The following is an 18,418-nucleotide window of genomic DNA, read 5'->3' as shown; positions in this document are numbered from 1 at the left end:
CACCGGCGCGGGTGTCGCCCGTACGATGGGAGGCATGGCTTCCGTCCCCACCGAGGAGCAGGTCCGCGAGGCTCTCGCCAGCGTGGTCGACCCCGAGATCAAGCGCCCCGTCACCGAGCTCGGCATGGTCGACACCGTCACGATCGACGACACGTCGATCACGGTCCGTCTCCTGCTCACCGTCTCCGGCTGCCCGTTGAAGGACACGCTGACGCGTGACACCACGGCGGCCGTCGAGAAGATCGCCCCCGCGCACGCCGTCCACGTCGACCTCGGCGTCATGACCGACGAGCAGCGCAAGAGCATGCGCGAGATGCTCCGGGGAGGCCAGGCCGAGCGCGAGATCCCCTTCGCCCAGCCCGGCTCGCTCACCAAGGTGTACGCCATCGCCTCCGGCAAGGGCGGCGTCGGCAAGTCGTCGGTCACGGTGAACCTGGCCGTCGCCATGGCCCGCAGCGGCCTCAAGGTCGGCATCGTCGACGCCGACATCTACGGCCACTCGATCCCCGACATGATGGGCGTCGGCGACCGCCGGCCCACCCAGGTCGACGACATGATCCTGCCGGTGCCGATCGAGGTGCCCGACTCCCCCGGCGCGCCCGACGTCAAGGTCATGAGCATCGGCATGCTGAAGCCGAAGCGCGACCAGGTCGTCGCCTGGCGCGGCCCGATGCTCGACCGTGCGCTCGTGCAGATGCTGAGCGACGTCTTCTGGGGCGACCTCGACGCGCTCCTGCTCGACCTTCCGCCCGGCACGGGCGACATGGCGATCAGCCTCGGCCAGCACCTCGCGAACGCCGAGGTCGTCGTGGTCACGACACCGCAGCAGGCCGCCGCCCAGGTGGCCGAGCGCGCCGGCACGATGGCGTCGATGATGCACCAGCGGGTCGTGGGCATCGTCGAGAACATGTCCTACCTCCTGACTCCCGGAGGCGAGCGCCTCGAGGTCTTCGGCAGCGGCGGTGCCGACACCGTCGCCCAGACCCTCAGCGCGCGGCTCGGGCACGACGTGCCGGTGCTCGGCAAGGTCCCGCTCGAGGAGCAGCTGCGGGTCGGTGGCGACGAGGGACGTCCGATCGTCGCGACCCATCCCGGCAGCGCGTCGGCGAAGGTGCTGCAGCAGGTGGCCGACACGCTCACCGGACGCTCCCGAGGCCTGGCCGGCATGCAGCTGGGTCTCGCCCCCGTCGGTCGACTCTGAGGCACCCGACGTGCTCGGGATGGGCTGGCCGGAGATCGGTCTGATCCTCGTGGTCGGTCTGCTGCTGTTCGGGCCCGACAAGCTGCCGGGCATGGCCAAGCAGGCCGGGCAGTTCGTCCGGACGGTCCGTCAGATGGCCGAGAACGCCAAGAACGACCTCGGCCGTGAGATGGGCCAGGACTTCTCCGAGCTGAACCTGCGCGACCTCGACCCGCGCGAGGTGGTCCGCCGGCACGTCCTCGACCAGCCCGACGAGCCCGCGCCCGTCCGCCAGGACCGCATCCTGCGTCCCGGCGAGGTCCCGCCCCACGACGACGAGGCCACCTGAGCCAGCCCTCCCGACGGCGTCCGGTGGACGGCCGGTCTCAGACGGTCAGCCAGCCGGTGAGCCGGTCGAGCCCGTGCCCGACGCGCTCGCGCAGACCCGGTCGCGGCGACGCGGCCGGGAGGTCGCCGAGGGCGGGGACGAGTCGCGCGTCGTCCACGTCGGTGACGACGGTGTAGACGACGCCCTCCGCGTCCCACACGACGGTCCGCATCCCGGGCTGCTCCCGCACCCACACCTCGTGGCCGCCCAGCTCCTGCTGCGCGAAGCCCTGCAGCCGGTCGGCGTCGAGGGCACCGGTCTGCTCGTGCAGCTCCAGGCGGCCCGTGCCGTCGGTGTAGGTGAGGCTGACGGCGCCCTCGGCCTGCAGCCGTCCCTCGACCCGTTCGAGGTCGTGGCCGAGGGTGCCGTGGCAGGGCCACCCGTTGGCAGTGAGGTCGGCCATGCGCGCCGTCGTCATGACGTCCTGCCCGCTGCTCACGGGCCGGACGACGTCGCCACCGACCAGGGCCGCTCGGAAGTCGGCGGCGTACGCGTCGACCGGCGGCACGACCGCGTCGCCGAGCCCTCGGCCGGGCGCCCCGGCCACGTAGGCCATGAGGACGACGGCGAGCGACGCACCGACCACGACCCCGGTCGCGCCCCAGACGGCCGAGTGCAGCACCCGCGTCCAGAGGGCCGGGGGCTGCGGGGCGGGCGTGCGGGGCAGCTCCGCGAGCGAGGCGAGCAGCGACGCCGGCGGCCGGACGTCGGCCGTGGCCTGCATGCGCATCTTCAGGTGCCGCTGCTGCGCGACGGCCTCACGGCAGCGGGCGCAGGCCTGGACGTGACGCGAGGCCGCCTCCGTGGCGTCGGGCGAGAGCTGCCCGTCCACGAAGGCGGCGACGTCGGCGTCCAGATGGGCCATCAGGCTCCTACGGCTCCGAAGACCCGGGTACGGCCGGCGGTCGGTGCACGGTGCGCGAGCGCCTGGCGCAGCTGGGTGCGTCCGCGGTGGATCCGGGAGCGGACGGTACCGATCTTGACGCCCAGGACGTCGGCGATCTCCTCGTAGGACAGGCCCTCCACGTCGCACAGCACCACCGCGACGCGGAACTCCTCGGTGAGCGAGGACAGCGCGGCCTCGATGTCGGGGTCGAAGCCGGCGTCGTGCACGAACGCCTCCGGCAGCTGCTCGCGGCCCTCGAGGCGGTCCTCCGCCCCGTCGGTGAAGCCGTCCATGCGCAGCTTGCTCGAGCGGCGCACGCGGTCGAGGAAGAGGTTCGTCGTGATCCGGTGGATCCAGCCGTTGAAGTTGCCCGGCTCGTAGCGGTCGAGCGAGCGGAAGACGCGGACGAACACGTCCTGCGTGAGGTCCTCGGCGTCCTGGCGGTTCCCCGTGAGCCGGTAGGCGAGGCGGTACACCCGCGGGGAGTGCTCCTCCACGATGCTGTCCCAGGACAGGTCGGCACCCGTCTCCAGGGTCGCGGCCTGCGTGCTCACGTCGTCATCCTTCATGTCGTCGATCGTCGCGTCGTCTCCTGAGAGAACGCCCAGAGGACGCTGACGGTTCCCCCTCGATCATCCCCGGTCCCGCGGGCCGGCGCGACACGGATCCCGCCCGCCGGTGCAGCGGCACGGAAGGGCCCCGGCTCACTATGCTTCTGCACGAGCCGGTACCCGTCCGGCCCGGTCAGCCGAGGAGCCATCATCACCAGCGAAGCGAGCCTGCAGTACGTCGAGGGCTACCAGGACGAGGACGACCACCTCGCCGAGGCACGCCGACGCGCGGGCGAGGTCGGCGTGACCCCGATCGGTCCGGCCGGCGGCGCCACCCTGCGCTTCCTGGCCTCCGTGCTCGACGCCCGCGCCGTCGCCGAGGTCGGCACCGGCACCGGCGTCTCCGGCCTGTGGCTGCTGCGCGGCATGGCGCCCGATGGCGTCCTCACGTCGGTCGACCTCGAGGCGGAGCACCAGCGTCACGCCCGCCAGGTCTTCTCCGCCGCCGGCTTCGCACCGCAGCGCTTCCGGCTGATCGCCGGCTCTGCCCTCGACGTCATGCCCCGGCTCACCGACGACGGGTACGACCTCGTCTTCGTCGACGGCGACAAGGTCGAGTACGGCGAGTACCTCGAGCAGGCCCTGCGCCTCGTGCGCCCGGGCGGCGTCGTCGTGTTCGACAACGCCCTCTGGCACGACCGGGTCGCCGATCCGGAGCGCCGCGACGCCGAGACGGTCGCGATCCGCGAGCTGCTCACCCAGGCGGCGACCGACGAGCGCCTGGTGCCGACGCTGCTGCCCGTGGGCGACGGCCTCCTGGCCGCGCGCCGCGTGGGCTGACCCGCCCCCGGCCGGACGGTCCGGGAGCAGGTCGCCCAGCGCCTGCGGACGGGGCGCCCGCGCTCGACGAGCCGCTCAGCGCTCGAACGAGGCCGACGACCGGAAGCCCGCCGGTCCCCGGACGACCGCGACGATCTCGCACGCCTCGATCAGCTCGGGCTCGCGCCCGATGATCGTGGTGCCGGGGAGGTCGGCGCGTCCGTCCTCCATCGCCTGCTGGAACGCCGCACGCGAGCTCGCGTCGACGAACACGTACGTCCCCTCGAACCACTCGTCCTCACGCGCCCGCCAGGACTTGAAGCGCAGTCCTTCGAGGCCGGCGAACTTCGCGAAGCTGACGTCCTCGACGTACTCGCGGAGTCGGTCGAGGGTGCCCACCGGAGCGCCGGCCAGGGACCAGCGCATCGTGAGACCGTACAAGCTCAGACAGCCTTGAGGGCGTCGCCGAGGGTGGCCGCCTCCTCGTTGTTGAGCTCGACCACCAGACGTCCTCCGCCCTCGAGCGGGACGCGCATGACGATGCAGCGCCCCTCCTTGGTGACCTCCATCGGTCCGTCACCGGTGCGAGGCTTCATGGCCGCCATGGGTTCCCCTTCCATTCGGTGACCGCCGTCCGGTCTCCTCAGACGCCTAGTATCTCCCATGCCCCCTTCTCAGTTCCAACCGGCACGAAGGACCTCGTGACCCCTCCCGCTCCCGACGCCGCTCCCCCGGCCACCGACGGTGTGGTCGTGCTGGACCTGTCCTCGAGCGACCAACGCTCCGCGTCTGCGCACGACCGGGTCCGCGCGGCGCTCACCACGCCCGGCCTCCGGGCGCTCCTGCTCGTCGTCGACGGTGGGTCGCCGTCGTGGTCCGACGAGACGGTGGTCGCGGTCGCCGACGCGTCCGTCCCGGTGGTGGCGGTCCTGCACGGCCGCGTCGAGGGCCGCGCGGCGGCGGTGGCGCTGGCGGCGGACCTGCGGGTCGGCTCGCGCGAGGTCGTGCTGCGGGTCAAGCCCCTGGTCGGCGGCACGAGCGCGAGCCTGCCGCGTCTCGTCGGCGGCGCGGTCGCCCGACGGCTGCTGCTCGACCCTGCCGATGTGGACGCCGAGGAGGCGCTCCGGCTCGGGCTGCTCGACGCCGTGCACGACGACCCCGCGGCGGCAGCCCGCGAGCTCGCGGGACGGGTGACGGCGAGGGCCGGCCTGGGTGCGGCCGTGGTGCGCGCGCTCGCGACGTGGGAGCGCACGGGCGACGTCGCGTCAGCGCTCGCCGACGAGGCGCGCCTGCGGGCCGTGGTGGACCTGCACGACTGACGTCGGTCGGCCCGCGGCTCGGACGTGGAGGGGACGGGCGGCGGGCTCAGGCGAGCCGGCGACGCTCCTCCGCCTGCTCCTGCCAGGCGAGGAGCTCGGTGCGCGCCTCGAGCTCGGCGCTCTGGCTGGCCGCCAGCTCGTCGCGGAGCCGGCGCACCTCGGCGCGGGTGCTCTGGAGGGCGGTCCGGGTCTGCGCGAGGTCGCCGTCGAGCAGCACGGTCCGCTCCTCGGCCGCGGCGTGCGCCGCCTCGGCCTGGGCCAGGGCGGTCTCGGCGGTCTCGAGGCGGGCGGCGAGCTCGGCGATGCGCTCGTCGCGGCGCTCGACCTTGCCGGACATCGTCTCGGCGAACGCGATCTGCTCGCGTCCACGCCGCGTGGCCTCGCGGCTGCGGTCGTGGGCGGCGGCGGCGCGGTCGCGCGCCCAGTCGCGGCGCACCTGGGCGGTCTCGTTGGCGAGCAGACGGGCTGCGACGGAGCAGGCCGTCACGGCATAGACGACCGCGGCCGCGAGGGCGACGACGGTCGAGACCACGATCGCCGCGGCGCCGGCGACGAGGGCGGACACGATGAGCACGACGGCGGCCAGGGTGCGCACGGAGCGGTGGCTGCGTCGATCGGCGGGACGGGAGGTGGTCATGGCGCCAGGGTAGGTCGGAGCGCGTGGTCGTCGTGGGAGGCGCACCGTGCCTGGTGGGGCTGGTGGTGCGTGACGGTCGCGGCGGCTAGGAGAGCGGCGGGGTGCGGCGGGCGAGGCATCCGACGAGATGGTCGTCGACCATCCCGGTGGCCTGCATCAGCGCGTAGGCGGTGGTCGGGCCGACGAACTTGAGGCCACGCCGCTTGAGCTCCTTCGCGAGCGCGGTGGACTCGGCCGACGTCGCGGGCACGTCCGCGACCGTCCGCGGCGCGGGCGACGTGTCGGGCGCGAACGAACAGACGAGGTCGCTGAGGCTCTCGTCGAGGTCGAGGACGGCCCGCGCGTTGCTGATGGTCGCCTCGATCTTCGCGCGGTTGCGCACGATGCCCGCGTCGGCGAGGAGTCGTTCGACGTCGGCGTCGCCGAACCGCGACACGAGCGCGGGCACGAAGCCCACGAAGGCCTCGCGGAACGCCTCGCGCTTGCGCAGGATGAGCGACCACGACAGCCCCGACTGGAACGCCTCCAGGCTGAGCCGCTCGAACATCGCCCGGTCGCCGCGGAGCTCACGACCCCACTCCTCGTCGTGGTAGCGGCGCAGCGCCGGGTCGTCGCCCCACGGGCAGCGCTCGAGGCCGTCGGGGCCGGTCACCGTCATGCGCCGATCCTGCCAGGGACGAGGAGCTCCTCGCTACGATGCGGCTGACCTGCCGTCGCCTTCTCCGGAGCCTGTGTGAACCCGACCCGTGCCCGCGTGCTCGCGCTCGTCGAGTCCTCGCGCTTCCAGTGGTTCATCATCGCGGTGATCGTGGTGAACGCCGTCGTGCTGGGACTCGAGACGTCGCCGCAGCTGCTGCGCCGCGAGGAGTGGCTCGTGCCGCTCGGCTGGGCGACGGTCGTGGTCTTCGTCGTCGAGATCGCGCTGCGGGTCTACGCGCACCGTGGCGCCTTCTTCCGCGACGGGTGGAGCCTGTTCGACCTGTTCGTGGTGCTGGTGGCGCTCATCCCGGCGTCGGGGGCGTTCGGGGTGCTGCGGGTGCTCAGGGTCCTGCGGGTGCTCCGGCTGCTGTCGGCGGTCCGCTCGATGCGCCGCGTGGTGTCGGCGCTCGCCGCGACCATCCCGGGCATGGTCTCGATCGGGGCGCTCCTGGTCATGCTCGTGTACGTCGCGGGCGTCATGTCGACGCAGATGTTCGGCCGCGTCGACCCCGAGCACTTCGGCGACCTGCCGACGTCGCTGCTGAGCCTGTTCCAGGTGATGACCGGTGACGACTGGGCCAACATCGTCCGTCCCGCGACGGACGCCTATCCCGCCGCGTGGGTGTTCTTCATCGGCTACATCCTCGTCTCGACCTACATCGTCCTGAACCTGTTCATCGCCGTCGCCGTCGAGGCGCTGGAGATGCAGAAGGAGGACGACAGACGCGAGATCGTGGACGAGGTGGAGGAGAGCGAGCGGATCGTGGTCGACGCCGTCGCCGAGCTCCGCGCCGAGGTCGCGGCCCTGCGCGCCGACCTCGCCCGCCAGCGCCCCTGAGGCACAGATTCCCAGGTCGACCTGGGAATCTCCCGCCGGGCACGGTTTCCACAGCGACGCCCGGAAAGCTCTCCGTGCTCCGCTGGGAGAACCGGGTCAGGCGCGTCGACGCTGGCGCGAGGCCTCGTAGAGCACGACCGACGTCGCGTTGGCCGCGTTCAGCGACGACGCCGTGCCGGTGATCGGGATGTGCACCATGACGTCGCAGATCTCGCGCCATGCGGCGGACAGCCCACGAGTCTCGTTGCCCGTGACGACGACGGTGGGCGCCGTGAGGTCGGCGTCGGCCAGCTCCACCGGACCCTCCTCGTCGGTGCCCACGACCTGGACCCAGCCGAGCCGCGACCGCAGCTCCTCGACCCACGCGAGCACCTCGTAGGGCGACCCGAGGCGCACGGTCGGCACGGTCAGCGCCGAGCCCGTCGACGCCCGCACGGCTCGGGGCTCGTACGGGTCGCAGGCGTGGCCGCACACGACGAGCCCGCTACCGCCGAACGCGTCGACGGACCGCGCGATGCTGCCGACGTTGCCGGGGCTGGTCGGACGGTCGAGCACCACGGCGAGCAGGTCGGGACCGACGGGCAGACGCGCGAGGTCGTCGGCCGGCTGGGCCACCACCAGCACCACCTCGGGACGGTCCTGCTCCTGCTCGGCCAGCTCGGCGAGGAGCTCGGCCGAGAGCGTGTACTGCTGCGCTCCGCGCGCGACCGCACGCGCCACGGCGTCACGCGCCCACTGCGACGGGTCGCGACGGTCGTCGTGCAGCACCGCCACGACCTCGAGCGGCGAGTCCAGCGCGACGGACACCGGCCGGACGCCCTGGACGAGCAGCTGGCGCAGCTGGGTGCGCTTGCGCCGGTTGGTCAGCATCGCCTCCCACTGCTGGAAGGCCGCGTTGCGCGACGTGACCCGCACGACGTCAGCTGGACGCGACGGCGTCGAAGTGCGCGACGGCCTCGTCGACGTCGTCGGTGAGCAGCAGGAGGTCGAGGTCGGACTCCTTGATCTTCCCGTCGGGCAGCATCGTCTGGCGCAGCCAGTCGACCAGGCCCTGCCAGTACGCCGTGCCGAAGAGCACGATCGGGAACGTGGTGACCTTGCCGGTCTGGGAGAGCGTGAGCGCCTCGAACAGCTCGTCGAGGGTGCCGAAGCCGCCGGGCATGACGACGTAGCCCTGCGAGTACTTGACGAACATCGTCTTGCGCACGAAGAAGTAGCGGAAGTTGATGCCGAGGTCGACCCACTCGTTCAGACCCTGCTCGTGGGGCAGCTCGATGCCGAGCCCCACCGACACGCCCCCGCACTCGCTGGCGCCACGGTTGGCCGCCTCCATGGCGCCGGGGCCGCCTCCGGTGATGACGGCGTACCCGAGGCCGCAGAGCTTCTCCGCTACCTCCTGCGCCTTCGCGTACATCGGGTCGTCGGGGGTCGTGCGCGCGGACCCGAACACGGCGACGGCCGGCCCGAGCTCGGACAGCGCACCGAAGCCCTCGACGAACTCGGACTGGATGCGCAGCACGCGCCAGGGGTCGGTGTGGACCCAGTCGGTCGGGCCGCGCGAGTCCAGCAGACGCTGGTCGGTGGTGCTGCTCGGGACGTGGCCGCGGCGCAGGTGCACCGGGCCCTTCTGGTAGCTCATGCGGTCAGCCATCTCCTGAGGGCGTCCTCGACGGTGCGCAGGTGCGCGACGGGGACGTGTTCGTCCTGCTTGTGGGCGTAGATCGGGTCGCCCGGTCCGTAGTTGACCGCGGGGATCCCGAGCTGGGTGAACTGCGCGACGTCGGTCCAGCCGAACTTCGGTCGCGGCTCGGCACCCAGCGTCTCGACGAACGCGGCGGCGGCCGGCTGGTCGAGGCCGGGCAGCGCCCCGGGGGCGGAGTCGGTGACGGTCAGCTCGAAGCCGTCGAACACCTCGCGCAAGTGTGCGAGCGCGTCGTCCTCGGAGCGGTCGGGCGCGAACCGGTAGTTGACCGTGACCGTCGCGAGGTCCGGGACGACGTTGCCGGCCACTCCCCCGCTGATGCCGACGGCGTTGAGCCCGTCGCGGTACTCGAGGCCGTCGATGACGACGCGGCGCGGCTCGTAGTCGCGCAGACGCACGAGCACCTCCGCGGCGTCGTGGATGGCGTTGTGTCCCATCCAGGACCGGGCGGCGTGGGCGCGTTCACCGCGGGTGACCACGTCGACCCGCATGGTGCCCTGGCAGCCGGCCTCGACGGAGGCGACGGACGGCTCCATGAGGATGGCGAAGTCGCCGGCGAGGAGCGCAGGCCGCTCACGGGCGAGCCGACCGAGCCCGTTGAACCGCGCGGCGATCTCCTCGGCCTCGTAGAAGACATACGTGACGTCGCGGACCGGGTCGGGGAGCGTGGCCGCCAGCTTCAGCGCGACCGCCACCCCGCCCTTCATGTCGCACGTGCCGAGGCCCCAGAGCGTGTCGCCGTCGAGGCGCGTCGGGAAGTTGTCATTCGCGGGCACGGTGTCGAGGTGACCGGCGATCACCACCCGCTCCGCGTGGCCGAGGTCGGTGCGGGCGACGAGCGTGTGCCCGTCACGCAAGACCGTCAGGTGCGGTGCGGCCAGCAGCACCGCCTCCACGGCGTCGGCGATCTCGGCCTCCTCGAGACTCTCCGACGCGATGTCACAGAGGTCGGCGGTGAGCTGGACGATGTCGCGGGTCGGGTCAAGCACGGCCATGGCGCCCACTCTAGGGCTCGACCACCTCTCTCCTGCGGCTGCGTGGGTGCGGCCTCTCGGTCGGGTGGGGCTGCGTCGGTGCGGGTTCTGCCTCGGGTGGGGCTGCGCTGGCGCGGCTCCGTGGTCGGGTGGGGCTGCGTGGGCTCGGCTTCCCGCTCGGGTGGGGCTGCGCTGGCGCGGCTTCTCGAGGAGGTGGTCTCCGAAAGGGCCTCGACCGGACGGCTGGCAACGATGCCGGGCTGGGTTCTCGGGCTGCGGCTCCCGCGGTGGACGCAAGATTCTCCCTTCGTGCGCGATTGGCCCAAGATTCTGCGTTTGCGCGGTCCGGCGGTGCATCTGCCACCTTCTGAGCGCTCTACAGGTGGCGCATCCACCGACGAGGGGGCCAGACGTGTGAACGATGCTTCCTTCTCGTGGAACGGTCCACGAGAAAGAAGAATCCTTCGTCCCCCCACCCCAAAGGGCACCCAAGATTCTGCCTTCGCGCGAGTCAGGTCGAACGCTTCTGCGTTCACGACGGGATCCCGTAGCAAACGCAGCATCCTTCGCGATTCCGCACACGAACGCAGCATCTTGCGTCCCACAGCACGAGCCACGGCCCGAGACCCGAAACCGACCCCCGCCCAACCGCCCGGTCGAGGCCCTTTCGGAGACCATACCCACGAGAACCCGCAGCAGCGCAGCACTTCCTCCACGAGAAGCCGCACCACCGCAGCGTCCACGACGACGAGAAGCCGCGCCCCCGGCCCGACGGACTCGTGGCCACCTTGCGCCGCCCACCACCACGCGTAGCGTCGGTCGCATGGAGATCACGGACACGCGCGACCTCGTCGTCGGGGTGCGACGCGCGGGAGGGATGATCCGATGAGCGAGGACGTCACCACCGCCGACGTCCTGCGCGACGCGTTCGGGCGCGTCCGCGAGCTCGTCGAGCAGCAGTGCGCGGACCTCGACGAGCGCACCGCGACCTACCGCGTCGACCCCGACGCCAACACCCCGATCTGGCTGCTCTGGCACCTGTCCCGTGTGCAGGACGACCACGTGGCCGGGCTGGCCGGCACCGCCCAGGCGTGGGACCGGTGGCGCGACGAGTTCGCCCTCCCGTTCGAGGCCGGCGACATCGGCTACGGCCACGACAGCGACGAGGTCGCGGCCGTGCGCAGCGACCCCGACCTGGTGGCGCGCTACCACGCCGACGTGCACGCGCTGACCCTCGCCTACCTCGACCGCGTCGACGGTGCCGAGCTGGCCCGCGTCGTCGACGAGGGCTGGGACCCGCCGGTCACGGCCGGGGTCCGACTCGTCAGCGTCCTCGGCGACACGCTGCAGCACCTCGGCCAGGCGGCGTTCGTCGCCGGGGTCGCGGGGCGCCGACGCTCTAGCTAGCCGTCGACCTCCGCCCGACCTCCTCGCGGGGACGGTCCTCCGGCCCCGGGGGCAAGGCGCTGGAACAGCACGTGGTCCTGCCAGCGCCCCTGGATGCGCAGGTACTGCGGGGCGACGCCGAACCGCTCGAAGCCGCACCGCTCGAGCACCGCCTGCGACCGGTGGTTGTGCACCAGGGTGCCCGCCTGCAGGCGGTGCAGGCCGAGCACCTCGAAGGCGTGCACGGCCGCCTCCTCGACGGCGCGGGTCATGAGCCCGCGACCCTGCACGTCGCCGGCGAGCCAGTAGCCCAGGTGGGCGTTCTCGAAGGCACCGCGCACGACATCGTTGAGGTTGAGCTCGCCGACGACCTCGCCGTCCTCCTCGACCACCACGAAGTAGGCGCCCCGCCCCTCGGCCATCGCCAGCAGCCGCGCCTCGACCACCTCGAGCTGCCCCTCCAGCGTGTAGAAGCGGTCGGGGCGGGCCGGGCTCCACGGGTCGAGGTGCGCACGATGGTCGGTCCAGAGCCGGCTCAGCACCTCCGCGTCGGCCGGGTCGAGCACCCGCAGGACGCTCACGCGTCGGCTCGCTCGAACACGCAGAACTCGTTGCCGTCCGGGTCGGCCATGACCGTCCAGACGATCTCGTCGTCGGGGCGACGCAGCACCGTGGCACCGAGCTCGACGAGGTGGTCGACCTCGACACCCTCCTCGAGCGTGACGTCCCAGTGGATGCGGTTCTTGACCGTCTTGGGCTCGGGCACGGAGCAGAACACCACCGCCTCGCAGGGGAGGCCGGGCACGTCCTCGACCCAGCTGAAGCCACCCTCGGCGTCGGTGCCGACCCGACCTCCCCACAACACCTGCCACCACGCGGCCGCGGCTCGGTGGTCGGCGCCGTCGACGGCGACCTCGTAGAGCCGGTACTCGGGCACCTCCTCGCGCACGAACGTGCAGAGCTCGTCGCCCTCCGGACCGGCCACCACGGTCCAGCGGAACGCACCCTCGGGACTGATCCTCGTCGTCCCCGGCGGGACCTCCTCGGCGGCGTGCACGTCGAGGTGCACGCGGTCCTTGACGGTCTTCGGCTCGGGCACCCGGCACAGCCACACCGTGTGGCCCGGGGTGTCGCCCTCCAGGTGCACGTCGTCGGTGCCGGCGCCGTCGGGCACCACCCGCAGGCCCAGGACGGAGGCCCAGAAAGGCCCCGACGTGGCCGGGTCGAGGACGTCGATGCACAGGTCCTTCCAGCTGACGAGAGGCATGAGTCTCACGCTAGACCCGCTCACCGACAGCGGCGAGCCACGGCTCGATAGATTGGCTCCCATGAGCGAGAACAGCGCGCACGGGTACGGTCTGGCCACCCTCACCGAGGACGGCGACGTCCTCGACGTCTGGTTCCCCGAGCCCCGCCTCGGCGTCCCGGCGCACGACCCGGAGCCCGAGGAGCTCACGGCCCTGACGGGCGACGACCCGGTCCGCCGGGTGCGCAAGGCGGTCGTGCACGTCGTCGTCGACGACCTCGCCGTCGCCCCGGCCGACGCCTACGACGTGTGGCTGCGCCTGCACCTCCTGTCGCACCGTCTGGTGAAGCCGCACGGCCTCAACCTCGACGGGCAGTTCGGTCTGCTGACGAACGTCGTGTGGACCACGATCGGCCCCTGCGCCGTCGCCGGCTTCGAGCACACCCGGGCCCGCGCCCGCGCCGCCGGACTGACGGTCAACGTCACGAGCATCGACAAGTTCCCCCGCATGACCGACTACGTGATCCCCTCCGGCGTGCGCATCGGCGACGCCGACCGGGTGCGGCTCGGTGCGCACCTTGCCGAGGGCACCACGGTGATGCACGAGGGTTTCGTGAACTTCAACGCGGGCACCCTCGGCCATGCCATGGTCGAGGGCCGGATCTCCGCGGGCGTCGTCGTCGGCGAGGGCACCGACATCGGCGGTGGCGCCAGCATCATGGGCACGCTCTCCGGTGGCGGCACGCAGGTGATCTCGATCGGCAGCGGGAGCCTGCTCGGCGCCAACTCCGGCATCGGCATCTCCCTCGGCGACGACTGCGTCGTCGCGGCGGGCTGCTACGTCACGGCCGGCACGAAGGTGCGCACCCCGGACGGCTCGTTCGTCAAGGCGGCCGAGCTCAGCGGGCAGGACAACCTGCTGTTCCTCACCAACAGCGAGACGGGCCAGGTCGAGGCTCGACCGCGTGGCGAGCGTCGCGGCATCGAGCTGAACTCCGACCTGCACGCCAACTGAGCGACGTCGCACGAGGCCGGTCGTCGCGTCGTCGGCCGACGGTGGGTCCGTCTGCCTAGGGTGGCGCCGTGAAGCTGCGCTGGGTCCTCCTCGTCACCGTGCTGGTGGCCGGTGGGCTGGTCGTCACGGTGTTCACGGACCGCCAGCCCCGCCGCAGCGAGTACTGCGTCGCGCGCGTGGGCGACACGGTGGCGCAGGTCGACGTCGAGCAGGCGCGCTGGTCGTCGCTGATGGCGGCGCTGGCCCAGAACCGCGGCCTGCCGCCGCGCGCGACGACGATCGCGATCGCGACGGCGTTCCAGGAGTCGAAGATCCGCAACATCGACTACGGGGACCGCGACTCGGTGGGGCTCTTCCAGCAGCGCCCGTCGCAGGGCTGGGGCACGGTCGACCAGATCATGTACCCGGCGTACGCGATCGGGAGGTTCTACGACGGGCTGGAGAAGGTCGACGGGTACACGCGCAAGCAGATCACCGTCGCCGCCCAGGAGGTGCAGCGCTCGGCGTTCCCCGGTGCCTACGCACAGCACGAGGACTACGCACGTGCGCTGTCGTCGGCGCTGCGCGGCTACAGCCCGGCGGCGTTCACGTGCCAGCTGAACCCGGTGGGCGGGGGCAACGTCCGCACCGTCGCGGCCGACGTCGACGCGGCCTTCGGCGAGATCGACCACACGAGCGACGAGGCACAGGACGAGCTGACGTTCCGGTTCGCGGGTACCCGCGCGGACGTGAGGGCACGGGGCTGGGCGCTGGCGCACTACCTGGTGGCCAACGCGGAGCACCTGAAGGTCGCCGCCGTCTCCTTCGACGGTCGCCGCTGGAGCGCCGAGGACTCCCCCGACGGCTGGGTGCGCGACGCCGGCGCCCGCCCCGACCGCGTCGTCGCCTCCCTGCGCTGACCCCCGGCGGGGGTGCTGGGCCGTGGGCGGCCATGGACGCGGCGGGGTGCCGGGCCGTGGGCGGCTCGACACCCGGCGGGGGTGCCCGGCCGTGGGCGGCGAAGGACCCGGCGGGGGTGCCGGGCTGTGGGCGGCAGAGGAAACAGTGACACCCGCCCTACTCACGAGTCACGAAGCCCGGCCATACTGACGGGCAGTCCCGCCGTCTGCAGGAAGAGAAGCCACGTGCGCAACCCCCGTGCATTCCTCCGTCCCCTCGCGGTCGGAGCTCCCGCTCCGCTGTCCGAGGTGCCGTTCCGTCCGTCCCGGATGATCCACTTCTTCGACCCGAGCAACGAGAAGATGGCGGCCAAGGTGCCGGACATCGCGAAGAAGGTCGACATCATCCTCGGCAACCTCGAGGACGCGATCAAGACCGAGAAGAAGGAGGCCGCTCGCCAGGGTCTCGTCGACATCGCGAAGGCGACCGACTTCGGCGACACGCAGCTGTGGGTGCGCGTGAACAGCCTCGACTCGCCGTGGGTGCTGGACGACCTGACGACGTTGGTGACCGAGATCGGCGACAAGCTCGACGTGATCATGGTGCCGAAGGTGGAGGGTGCCCAGGACATCCACTACGTCGACCGGCTGCTGGCGCAGCTGGAGGCGAAGGGGAACGTGCGGAAGCCGCTGCTGGTGCACGCGATCCTCGAGACCGCGCTGGGGATGACGAACGTCGAGGAGATCGCGGCCGCGAGCCCGCGCATGCAGGGCATCAGTCTCGGCCCGGCCGACCTCGCGGCGAGCCGCCGCATGAAGACGACGCGCGTCGGTGGCGGCCACCCGGGCTACCTGGTGCGTCAGGACCCGACGGGCGAGGACCTCACCGAGGGTCGCACGACCTACCAGCAGGACCTGTGGCACTACACGATCGCGCGCATGGTCGACGCCTGCGCCGCGAACGACATCCTCCCGTTCTACGGCCCGTTCGGCGACATCAAGGACGTCGTGGCGTGCGAGGACCAGTTCCGCAACGCGTTCCTGCTGGGCTGCGTCGGCGCGTGGAGCCTGCACCCGGTGCAGATCGACATCGCGAAGAAGGTCTTCTCGCCGAGCGCCGAGGACGTGGCGCACGCGAAGGAGGTCGTCGAGGCGATGGGCGACGGCTCCGGCGCGGTGATGATCAACGGCAAGATGGAGGACGACGCGTCCTGCAAGCAGTGCCTGGTGATGCTCGACCTGGCCCGTGAGCTGGCCGAGCGCGACCCCGAGCTGAAGGAGCTGTACGACCTGTGAGCACCACTCCCGCCCCCATCCGTCCCCGCCGCTCGGTGCTGTACATGCCGGGCGCGAACGAGCGCGCGTTGGAGAAGGCGAAGACCATCGACGCCGACGCGCTGATCCTCGACCTCGAGGACTCGGTGGCCCCGGACGCCAAGGTCCAGGGTCGCGAGAACGTGGTCGCGGCGGTCCGGTCCGGCGAGTACGGCCACCGCGAGCTGGCGATCCGCGTGAACTCGATCGGCACGCAGTGGCACGATGCCGACGTCGAGGCGGCCAGCCAGGCCGGTCCCCACGCGGTCCTCGTGCCGAAGGTCGAGTCGGCGGAGCAGGTCGTGGCGCTCGTCGAGGCGCTGGAGCGGCACGGCGCTCCGGAGCACACGCAGCTCTGGGCGATGATCGAGACGCCGCGCGCGCTGCTGCACGCGGAGGAGATCGCGGCCGCCCACGAGCGGCTGACGGTCGTCGTCATGGGCACGAACGACATCGTCAACGAGACGTACGGCCTGCACGTCCCCGGTCGCAACGCGACGGTGCTGACGTCGCTCGCGTGGACGCTGCTGGCGGTCCGCGCGGCCGGCAAGGTCGTCATCGACGGCGTGTACAACGCGGTGAAGGACCCGGAGGGCTTCGAGGCCGAGGCGCGTCAGGGTCGGGAGATGGGCTTCGACGGCAAGACGCTCATCCACCCCTCGCAGGTGGAGCCGGCGAACATCGCGTTCGCACCGTCGGCCGACGACGTCGAGCGCGCGCAGGGCCTCATCGACACCTTCGAGGAGGCCAAGGCCGCCGGCCAGGGTGTCGTGACCTTCAACGGCAAGATGGTGGAGGAGCTGCACGTGCGCGACGCGCGTCGCATTCTCGCCTTCCACGAGGCGCTGCAGGGTCGCTGACCCGCTCCTCCTCACGTCGCACCACGCAGGGCCCCGACCGGTCGGACGGGGCCCTGCGTGCGTCGGGTCAGCCGACGACCGCTGCGGCGACGGCGACGGCCGGCACCGACAGCACGGTGGTGGCGAAGACGGCGTCGCGCGCCAGCACGGTGGAGCGGTCGTAGCGCACGGCGATGACGAAGATGTTCTGCGCGGCGGGCAGCGCCGCGAGCACGGTGACCGCGAGCAGTGGCGCCCCCTCCATGCCGAGCGCGAAGCGGCCGACCGTGTAGGCCACGACGGGCTGCACCACGAGCTTGAGCGTCACGATCAGCGCGAGCACCGGCGCGCTGCCACCGCTGCCCGGCCGGGGTCCGAGGCGCAGGGAGACGCCGTAGGCGATGAGCATCGCGGGCACCGCCATGGCACCGACGAGGCCGAGGGGCTCGTCCACGAGCCGAGGCAGCCGCACGTCGGTGAGCGAGAGCGTGAGCCCCAGCAACGACCCGACGGTCAGCGGCGTGCGCAGCGGCCGGGTGACGAACCGGTGCCAGGGCACCCGCTGCTCCGCGACGGCGACGTCGAGCACGGCGAGGGCGAGCGGCTGCAGCACGAGCATCTGCAGGAGCAGGGTCGGCGCGACGAGTGCCGCGTCGCCGAGCACGTAGGCCGCGATGGGCAGGCCGAGGTTCCCGGCGTTGACGTAGGCCGAGCAGAGCGCGCCGACGACCGTGTCGGCGAGTCCCTGACGCAGCACGAGCCGCGCCACCCCGACGTACAGCACGACCACGGTGACCACGGCGCACCCGGTGGCCACCAGGTTGCGCGACAGCACCGCGGAGACGTCGGCGTCCTGCAGCACGGTGATCATCAGGGCCGGGCTCGCGACGTAGAAGGCGAGCCGCGACAGCACGACCTGGGCGCTGAGGTCGAAGACCCGCAGGTGCGCCAGCAGGGCACCGAGCGCGATCAGGGCGCCGATGGTGGTGAACCCCTCCAGGACGCCGCTCATCGTGCTCATCGTCGCAGAGCGCCACCACGCCCTCCCCCGCCGCCCTCCCCGCCGCCCTCCCCGCGTTCTGTGGACTTCGTGACGGTCTCTGCGCAGAGAACCGTCGCCATCTCCACAGAACGCGGGGGTGGCGCGTCCCGGGGACGACGAGGGGCCCCGTCCAGGTGGACGGGGCCCCTCGCGACGCGCGTGGCGTCTACCTCTGGGTCAGCATCTGCAGACGGTGCGCGTCCTGCAGCGCCTGCATCTCACGGCGCTGTCGGACGGCCTCCAGCAGGACCTGACGGTCGGTGTCGGACATCTCGTCCCAGGCGCGCTTGCGGCGGGCACGGGAGCGTTCGGGCTTCCTGGCCATCGCGTTCACCCCCTCTCGGGATGTCGTGGTGACGTCGTGTCCGTCTCGGTCGCCCCGGGTCGGGGTCGTGGCGATCTGGGTGGTCGTCGGGGTGTCTGCGGGCAAGGTGTCGATGTCGTCGTGCTGGTTCATTGCGCGCCTCCTCTCTGTGAGTCGGGTAGGTGGGATCGAAGGGACGGACGTCGTGGGCGGACATGAGAAGAGCCGCTCAGGACACGGGGTCCGGAGCGGCTCGGGGGCCGGGCAGCTGGTGCCGGCTAACGAGGGACTGCTCCGAGGACGTGGGTGCCGAAGGACGCGACGGCGTACGCGCGATCAAGGACGATCGTGGTCGTGGTCGGGGTCATGCGGCTCACCTCCTCGGGCGGTCGGGTGAGAGC

23 protein-coding genes are annotated in these 18,418 nt (G+C 72.1%); 10 read left to right on the top strand and 13 right to left on the bottom strand.

Annotated features, from left to right (window positions below; translation table 11 throughout):
• Window positions 1-34: 34 nt before the first annotated feature.
• Together AC3WRM_RS00505 and AC3WRM_RS00500 are read left to right on the top strand one after the other, a co-directional pair.
• The gene (locus AC3WRM_RS00505; protein ID WP_492246880.1) at window positions 35-1,201 is read left to right on the top strand and encodes an Mrp/NBP35 family ATP-binding protein; all 1,167 of its coding nucleotides are present in this window, start codon (window positions 35-37) and stop codon (window positions 1,199-1,201) included.
• Between the two features lie 19 nt (window positions 1,202-1,220).
• Entirely contained in the window at window positions 1,221-1,529 is a 309-nt protein-coding gene (locus AC3WRM_RS00500; protein ID WP_492247079.1) for a sec-independent translocase, read from the top strand.
• A 37-nt stretch (window positions 1,530-1,566) separates the two neighbouring features.
• Here AC3WRM_RS00500 and AC3WRM_RS00495 read toward each other — a convergent pair whose 3' ends face one another.
• Together AC3WRM_RS00495 and sigE are read right to left on the bottom strand one after the other, a co-directional pair.
• The gene (locus tag AC3WRM_RS00495) at window positions 1,567-2,433 is read right to left on the bottom strand and encodes a hypothetical protein (RefSeq protein ID WP_492246881.1); all 867 of its coding nucleotides are present in this window, start codon (window positions 2,431-2,433) and stop codon (window positions 1,567-1,569) included.
• Entirely contained in the window at window positions 2,433-3,023 is a 591-nt protein-coding gene (gene sigE, locus AC3WRM_RS00490) for an RNA polymerase sigma factor SigE (protein ID WP_492246882.1), read from the bottom strand. The genes AC3WRM_RS00495 and sigE overlap by 1 nt, the downstream gene beginning before the upstream one ends.
• A gap of 285 nt (window positions 3,024-3,308) precedes the next feature.
• Between sigE and AC3WRM_RS00485 the strand changes: the two genes are divergently transcribed.
• A complete protein-coding gene (locus tag AC3WRM_RS00485; RefSeq protein ID WP_308207092.1) occupies window positions 3,309-3,845 on the top strand; it encodes an O-methyltransferase in 537 nt (178 codons plus the stop codon).
• Window positions 3,846-3,920: 75 nt separating this feature from the next.
• Here the strand turns inward: AC3WRM_RS00485 and AC3WRM_RS00480 are convergent, their stop codons facing one another.
• Complete coding sequence (locus AC3WRM_RS00480; protein ID WP_492246883.1) at window positions 3,921-4,250, bottom strand: hypothetical protein; 330 nt, start codon at window positions 4,248-4,250, stop codon at window positions 3,921-3,923.
• 17 nt (window positions 4,251-4,267) lie between these two features.
• Entirely contained in the window at window positions 4,268-4,429 is a 162-nt protein-coding gene (locus AC3WRM_RS00475) for a DUF3117 domain-containing protein (RefSeq protein ID WP_019145023.1), read from the bottom strand.
• A gap of 96 nt (window positions 4,430-4,525) precedes the next feature.
• On the opposite strand from AC3WRM_RS00475, the gene AC3WRM_RS00470 reads away from it, so the two are divergent.
• Window positions 4,526-5,143 (top strand): enoyl-CoA hydratase-related protein, encoded by a 618-nt coding sequence (locus AC3WRM_RS00470; RefSeq protein WP_492246884.1) that lies wholly within the window; start codon window positions 4,526-4,528, stop codon window positions 5,141-5,143.
• Window positions 5,144-5,189: 46 nt separating this feature from the next.
• On the opposite strand, the gene AC3WRM_RS00465 is transcribed toward AC3WRM_RS00470, so the two are convergent.
• Entirely contained in the window at window positions 5,190-5,780 is a 591-nt protein-coding gene (locus tag AC3WRM_RS00465) for a hypothetical protein (protein WP_492246885.1), read from the bottom strand.
• Between the two features lie 85 nt (window positions 5,781-5,865).
• Entirely contained in the window at window positions 5,866-6,438 is a 573-nt protein-coding gene (locus AC3WRM_RS00460; RefSeq protein ID WP_492246886.1) for a DNA-3-methyladenine glycosylase I, read from the bottom strand.
• A 75-nt stretch (window positions 6,439-6,513) separates the two neighbouring features.
• On the opposite strand from AC3WRM_RS00460, the gene AC3WRM_RS00455 reads away from it, so the two are divergent.
• Complete coding sequence (locus tag AC3WRM_RS00455; protein WP_492246887.1) at window positions 6,514-7,317, top strand: ion transporter; 804 nt, start codon at window positions 6,514-6,516, stop codon at window positions 7,315-7,317.
• Between the two features lie 96 nt (window positions 7,318-7,413).
• On the opposite strand, the gene AC3WRM_RS00450 is transcribed toward AC3WRM_RS00455, so the two are convergent.
• Genes AC3WRM_RS00450 through dapE form a run of 3 tightly spaced genes read right to left on the bottom strand, consistent with a single transcriptional unit; the run spans window position 7,414 to window position 10,014 of the window.
• Window positions 7,414-8,232 carry a TrmH family RNA methyltransferase gene (locus tag AC3WRM_RS00450; RefSeq protein ID WP_492246888.1) on the bottom strand — a complete coding sequence of 273 codons (819 nt, stop codon included), beginning with the start codon at window positions 8,230-8,232 and terminating at the stop codon, window positions 7,414-7,416.
• 4 nt (window positions 8,233-8,236) lie between these two features.
• The gene (locus AC3WRM_RS00445; protein ID WP_492246889.1) at window positions 8,237-8,956 is read right to left on the bottom strand and encodes an LOG family protein; all 720 of its coding nucleotides are present in this window, start codon (window positions 8,954-8,956) and stop codon (window positions 8,237-8,239) included.
• On the bottom strand, window positions 8,953-10,014 hold the full coding sequence (gene dapE / locus AC3WRM_RS00440) for a succinyl-diaminopimelate desuccinylase (protein WP_492246890.1): 1,062 nt from the start codon (window positions 10,012-10,014) through the stop codon (window positions 8,953-8,955). Before dapE ends, AC3WRM_RS00445 begins: the two co-directional genes overlap by 4 nt.
• Before the next feature lie 864 nt (window positions 10,015-10,878).
• Here dapE and AC3WRM_RS00435 point away from each other — a divergent pair.
• Window positions 10,879-11,400 (top strand): mycothiol transferase, encoded by a 522-nt coding sequence (locus AC3WRM_RS00435; RefSeq protein ID WP_492246891.1) that lies wholly within the window; start codon window positions 10,879-10,881, stop codon window positions 11,398-11,400.
• Here AC3WRM_RS00435 and AC3WRM_RS00430 read toward each other — a convergent pair.
• A complete protein-coding gene (locus AC3WRM_RS00430) occupies window positions 11,397-11,960 on the bottom strand; it encodes a GNAT family N-acetyltransferase (protein ID WP_492246892.1) in 564 nt (187 codons plus the stop codon). The genes AC3WRM_RS00435 and AC3WRM_RS00430 overlap by 4 nt on opposite strands.
• Complete coding sequence (locus AC3WRM_RS00425) at window positions 11,957-12,646, bottom strand: VOC family protein (protein ID WP_492246893.1); 690 nt, start codon at window positions 12,644-12,646, stop codon at window positions 11,957-11,959. Before AC3WRM_RS00425 ends, AC3WRM_RS00430 begins: the two co-directional genes overlap by 4 nt.
• 61 nt (window positions 12,647-12,707) lie before the next feature.
• Between AC3WRM_RS00425 and dapD the strand changes: the two genes are divergently transcribed.
• The 4 genes from dapD to AC3WRM_RS00405 all read left to right on the top strand — a co-directional run bounded on the left by dapD (window position 12,708) and on the right by AC3WRM_RS00405 (window position 16,692).
• On the top strand, window positions 12,708-13,640 hold the full coding sequence (gene dapD / locus AC3WRM_RS00420; RefSeq protein ID WP_492246894.1) for a 2,3,4,5-tetrahydropyridine-2,6-dicarboxylate N-succinyltransferase: 933 nt from the start codon (window positions 12,708-12,710) through the stop codon (window positions 13,638-13,640).
• A 68-nt stretch (window positions 13,641-13,708) separates the two neighbouring features.
• On the top strand, window positions 13,709-14,539 hold the full coding sequence (locus tag AC3WRM_RS00415) for a hypothetical protein (protein WP_492246895.1): 831 nt from the start codon (window positions 13,709-13,711) through the stop codon (window positions 14,537-14,539).
• A gap of 288 nt (window positions 14,540-14,827) precedes the next feature.
• Window positions 14,828-15,814, top strand: coding sequence for an HpcH/HpaI aldolase/citrate lyase family protein (locus AC3WRM_RS00410; protein ID WP_492246896.1), 987 nt, complete (start codon window positions 14,828-14,830; stop codon window positions 15,812-15,814).
• Window positions 15,811-16,692: an HpcH/HpaI aldolase/citrate lyase family protein gene (locus AC3WRM_RS00405; protein ID WP_492246897.1), complete on the top strand. Its 882-nt coding sequence runs from the start codon at window positions 15,811-15,813 to the stop codon at window positions 16,690-16,692. The genes AC3WRM_RS00410 and AC3WRM_RS00405 overlap by 4 nt, the downstream gene beginning before the upstream one ends.
• A 67-nt stretch (window positions 16,693-16,759) precedes the next feature.
• On the opposite strand, the gene AC3WRM_RS00400 is transcribed toward AC3WRM_RS00405, so the two are convergent.
• Together AC3WRM_RS00400 and AC3WRM_RS00395 are read right to left on the bottom strand one after the other, a co-directional pair.
• Complete coding sequence (locus tag AC3WRM_RS00400) at window positions 16,760-17,683, bottom strand: AEC family transporter (RefSeq protein ID WP_492246898.1); 924 nt, start codon at window positions 17,681-17,683, stop codon at window positions 16,760-16,762.
• Between the two features lie 196 nt (window positions 17,684-17,879).
• Window positions 17,880-18,170: a hypothetical protein gene (locus AC3WRM_RS00395; protein WP_492246899.1), complete on the bottom strand. Its 291-nt coding sequence runs from the start codon at window positions 18,168-18,170 to the stop codon at window positions 17,880-17,882.
• Between the last annotated feature and the right edge of the window lie 248 nt (window positions 18,171-18,418).

This window comes from Aeromicrobium sp. EU05-FHT14F07 (assembly GCF_058790455.1).
The sequence above is the reverse complement of the archived record's forward strand: the minus strand, read 5'-3'. Positions and strand labels throughout refer to the sequence as shown.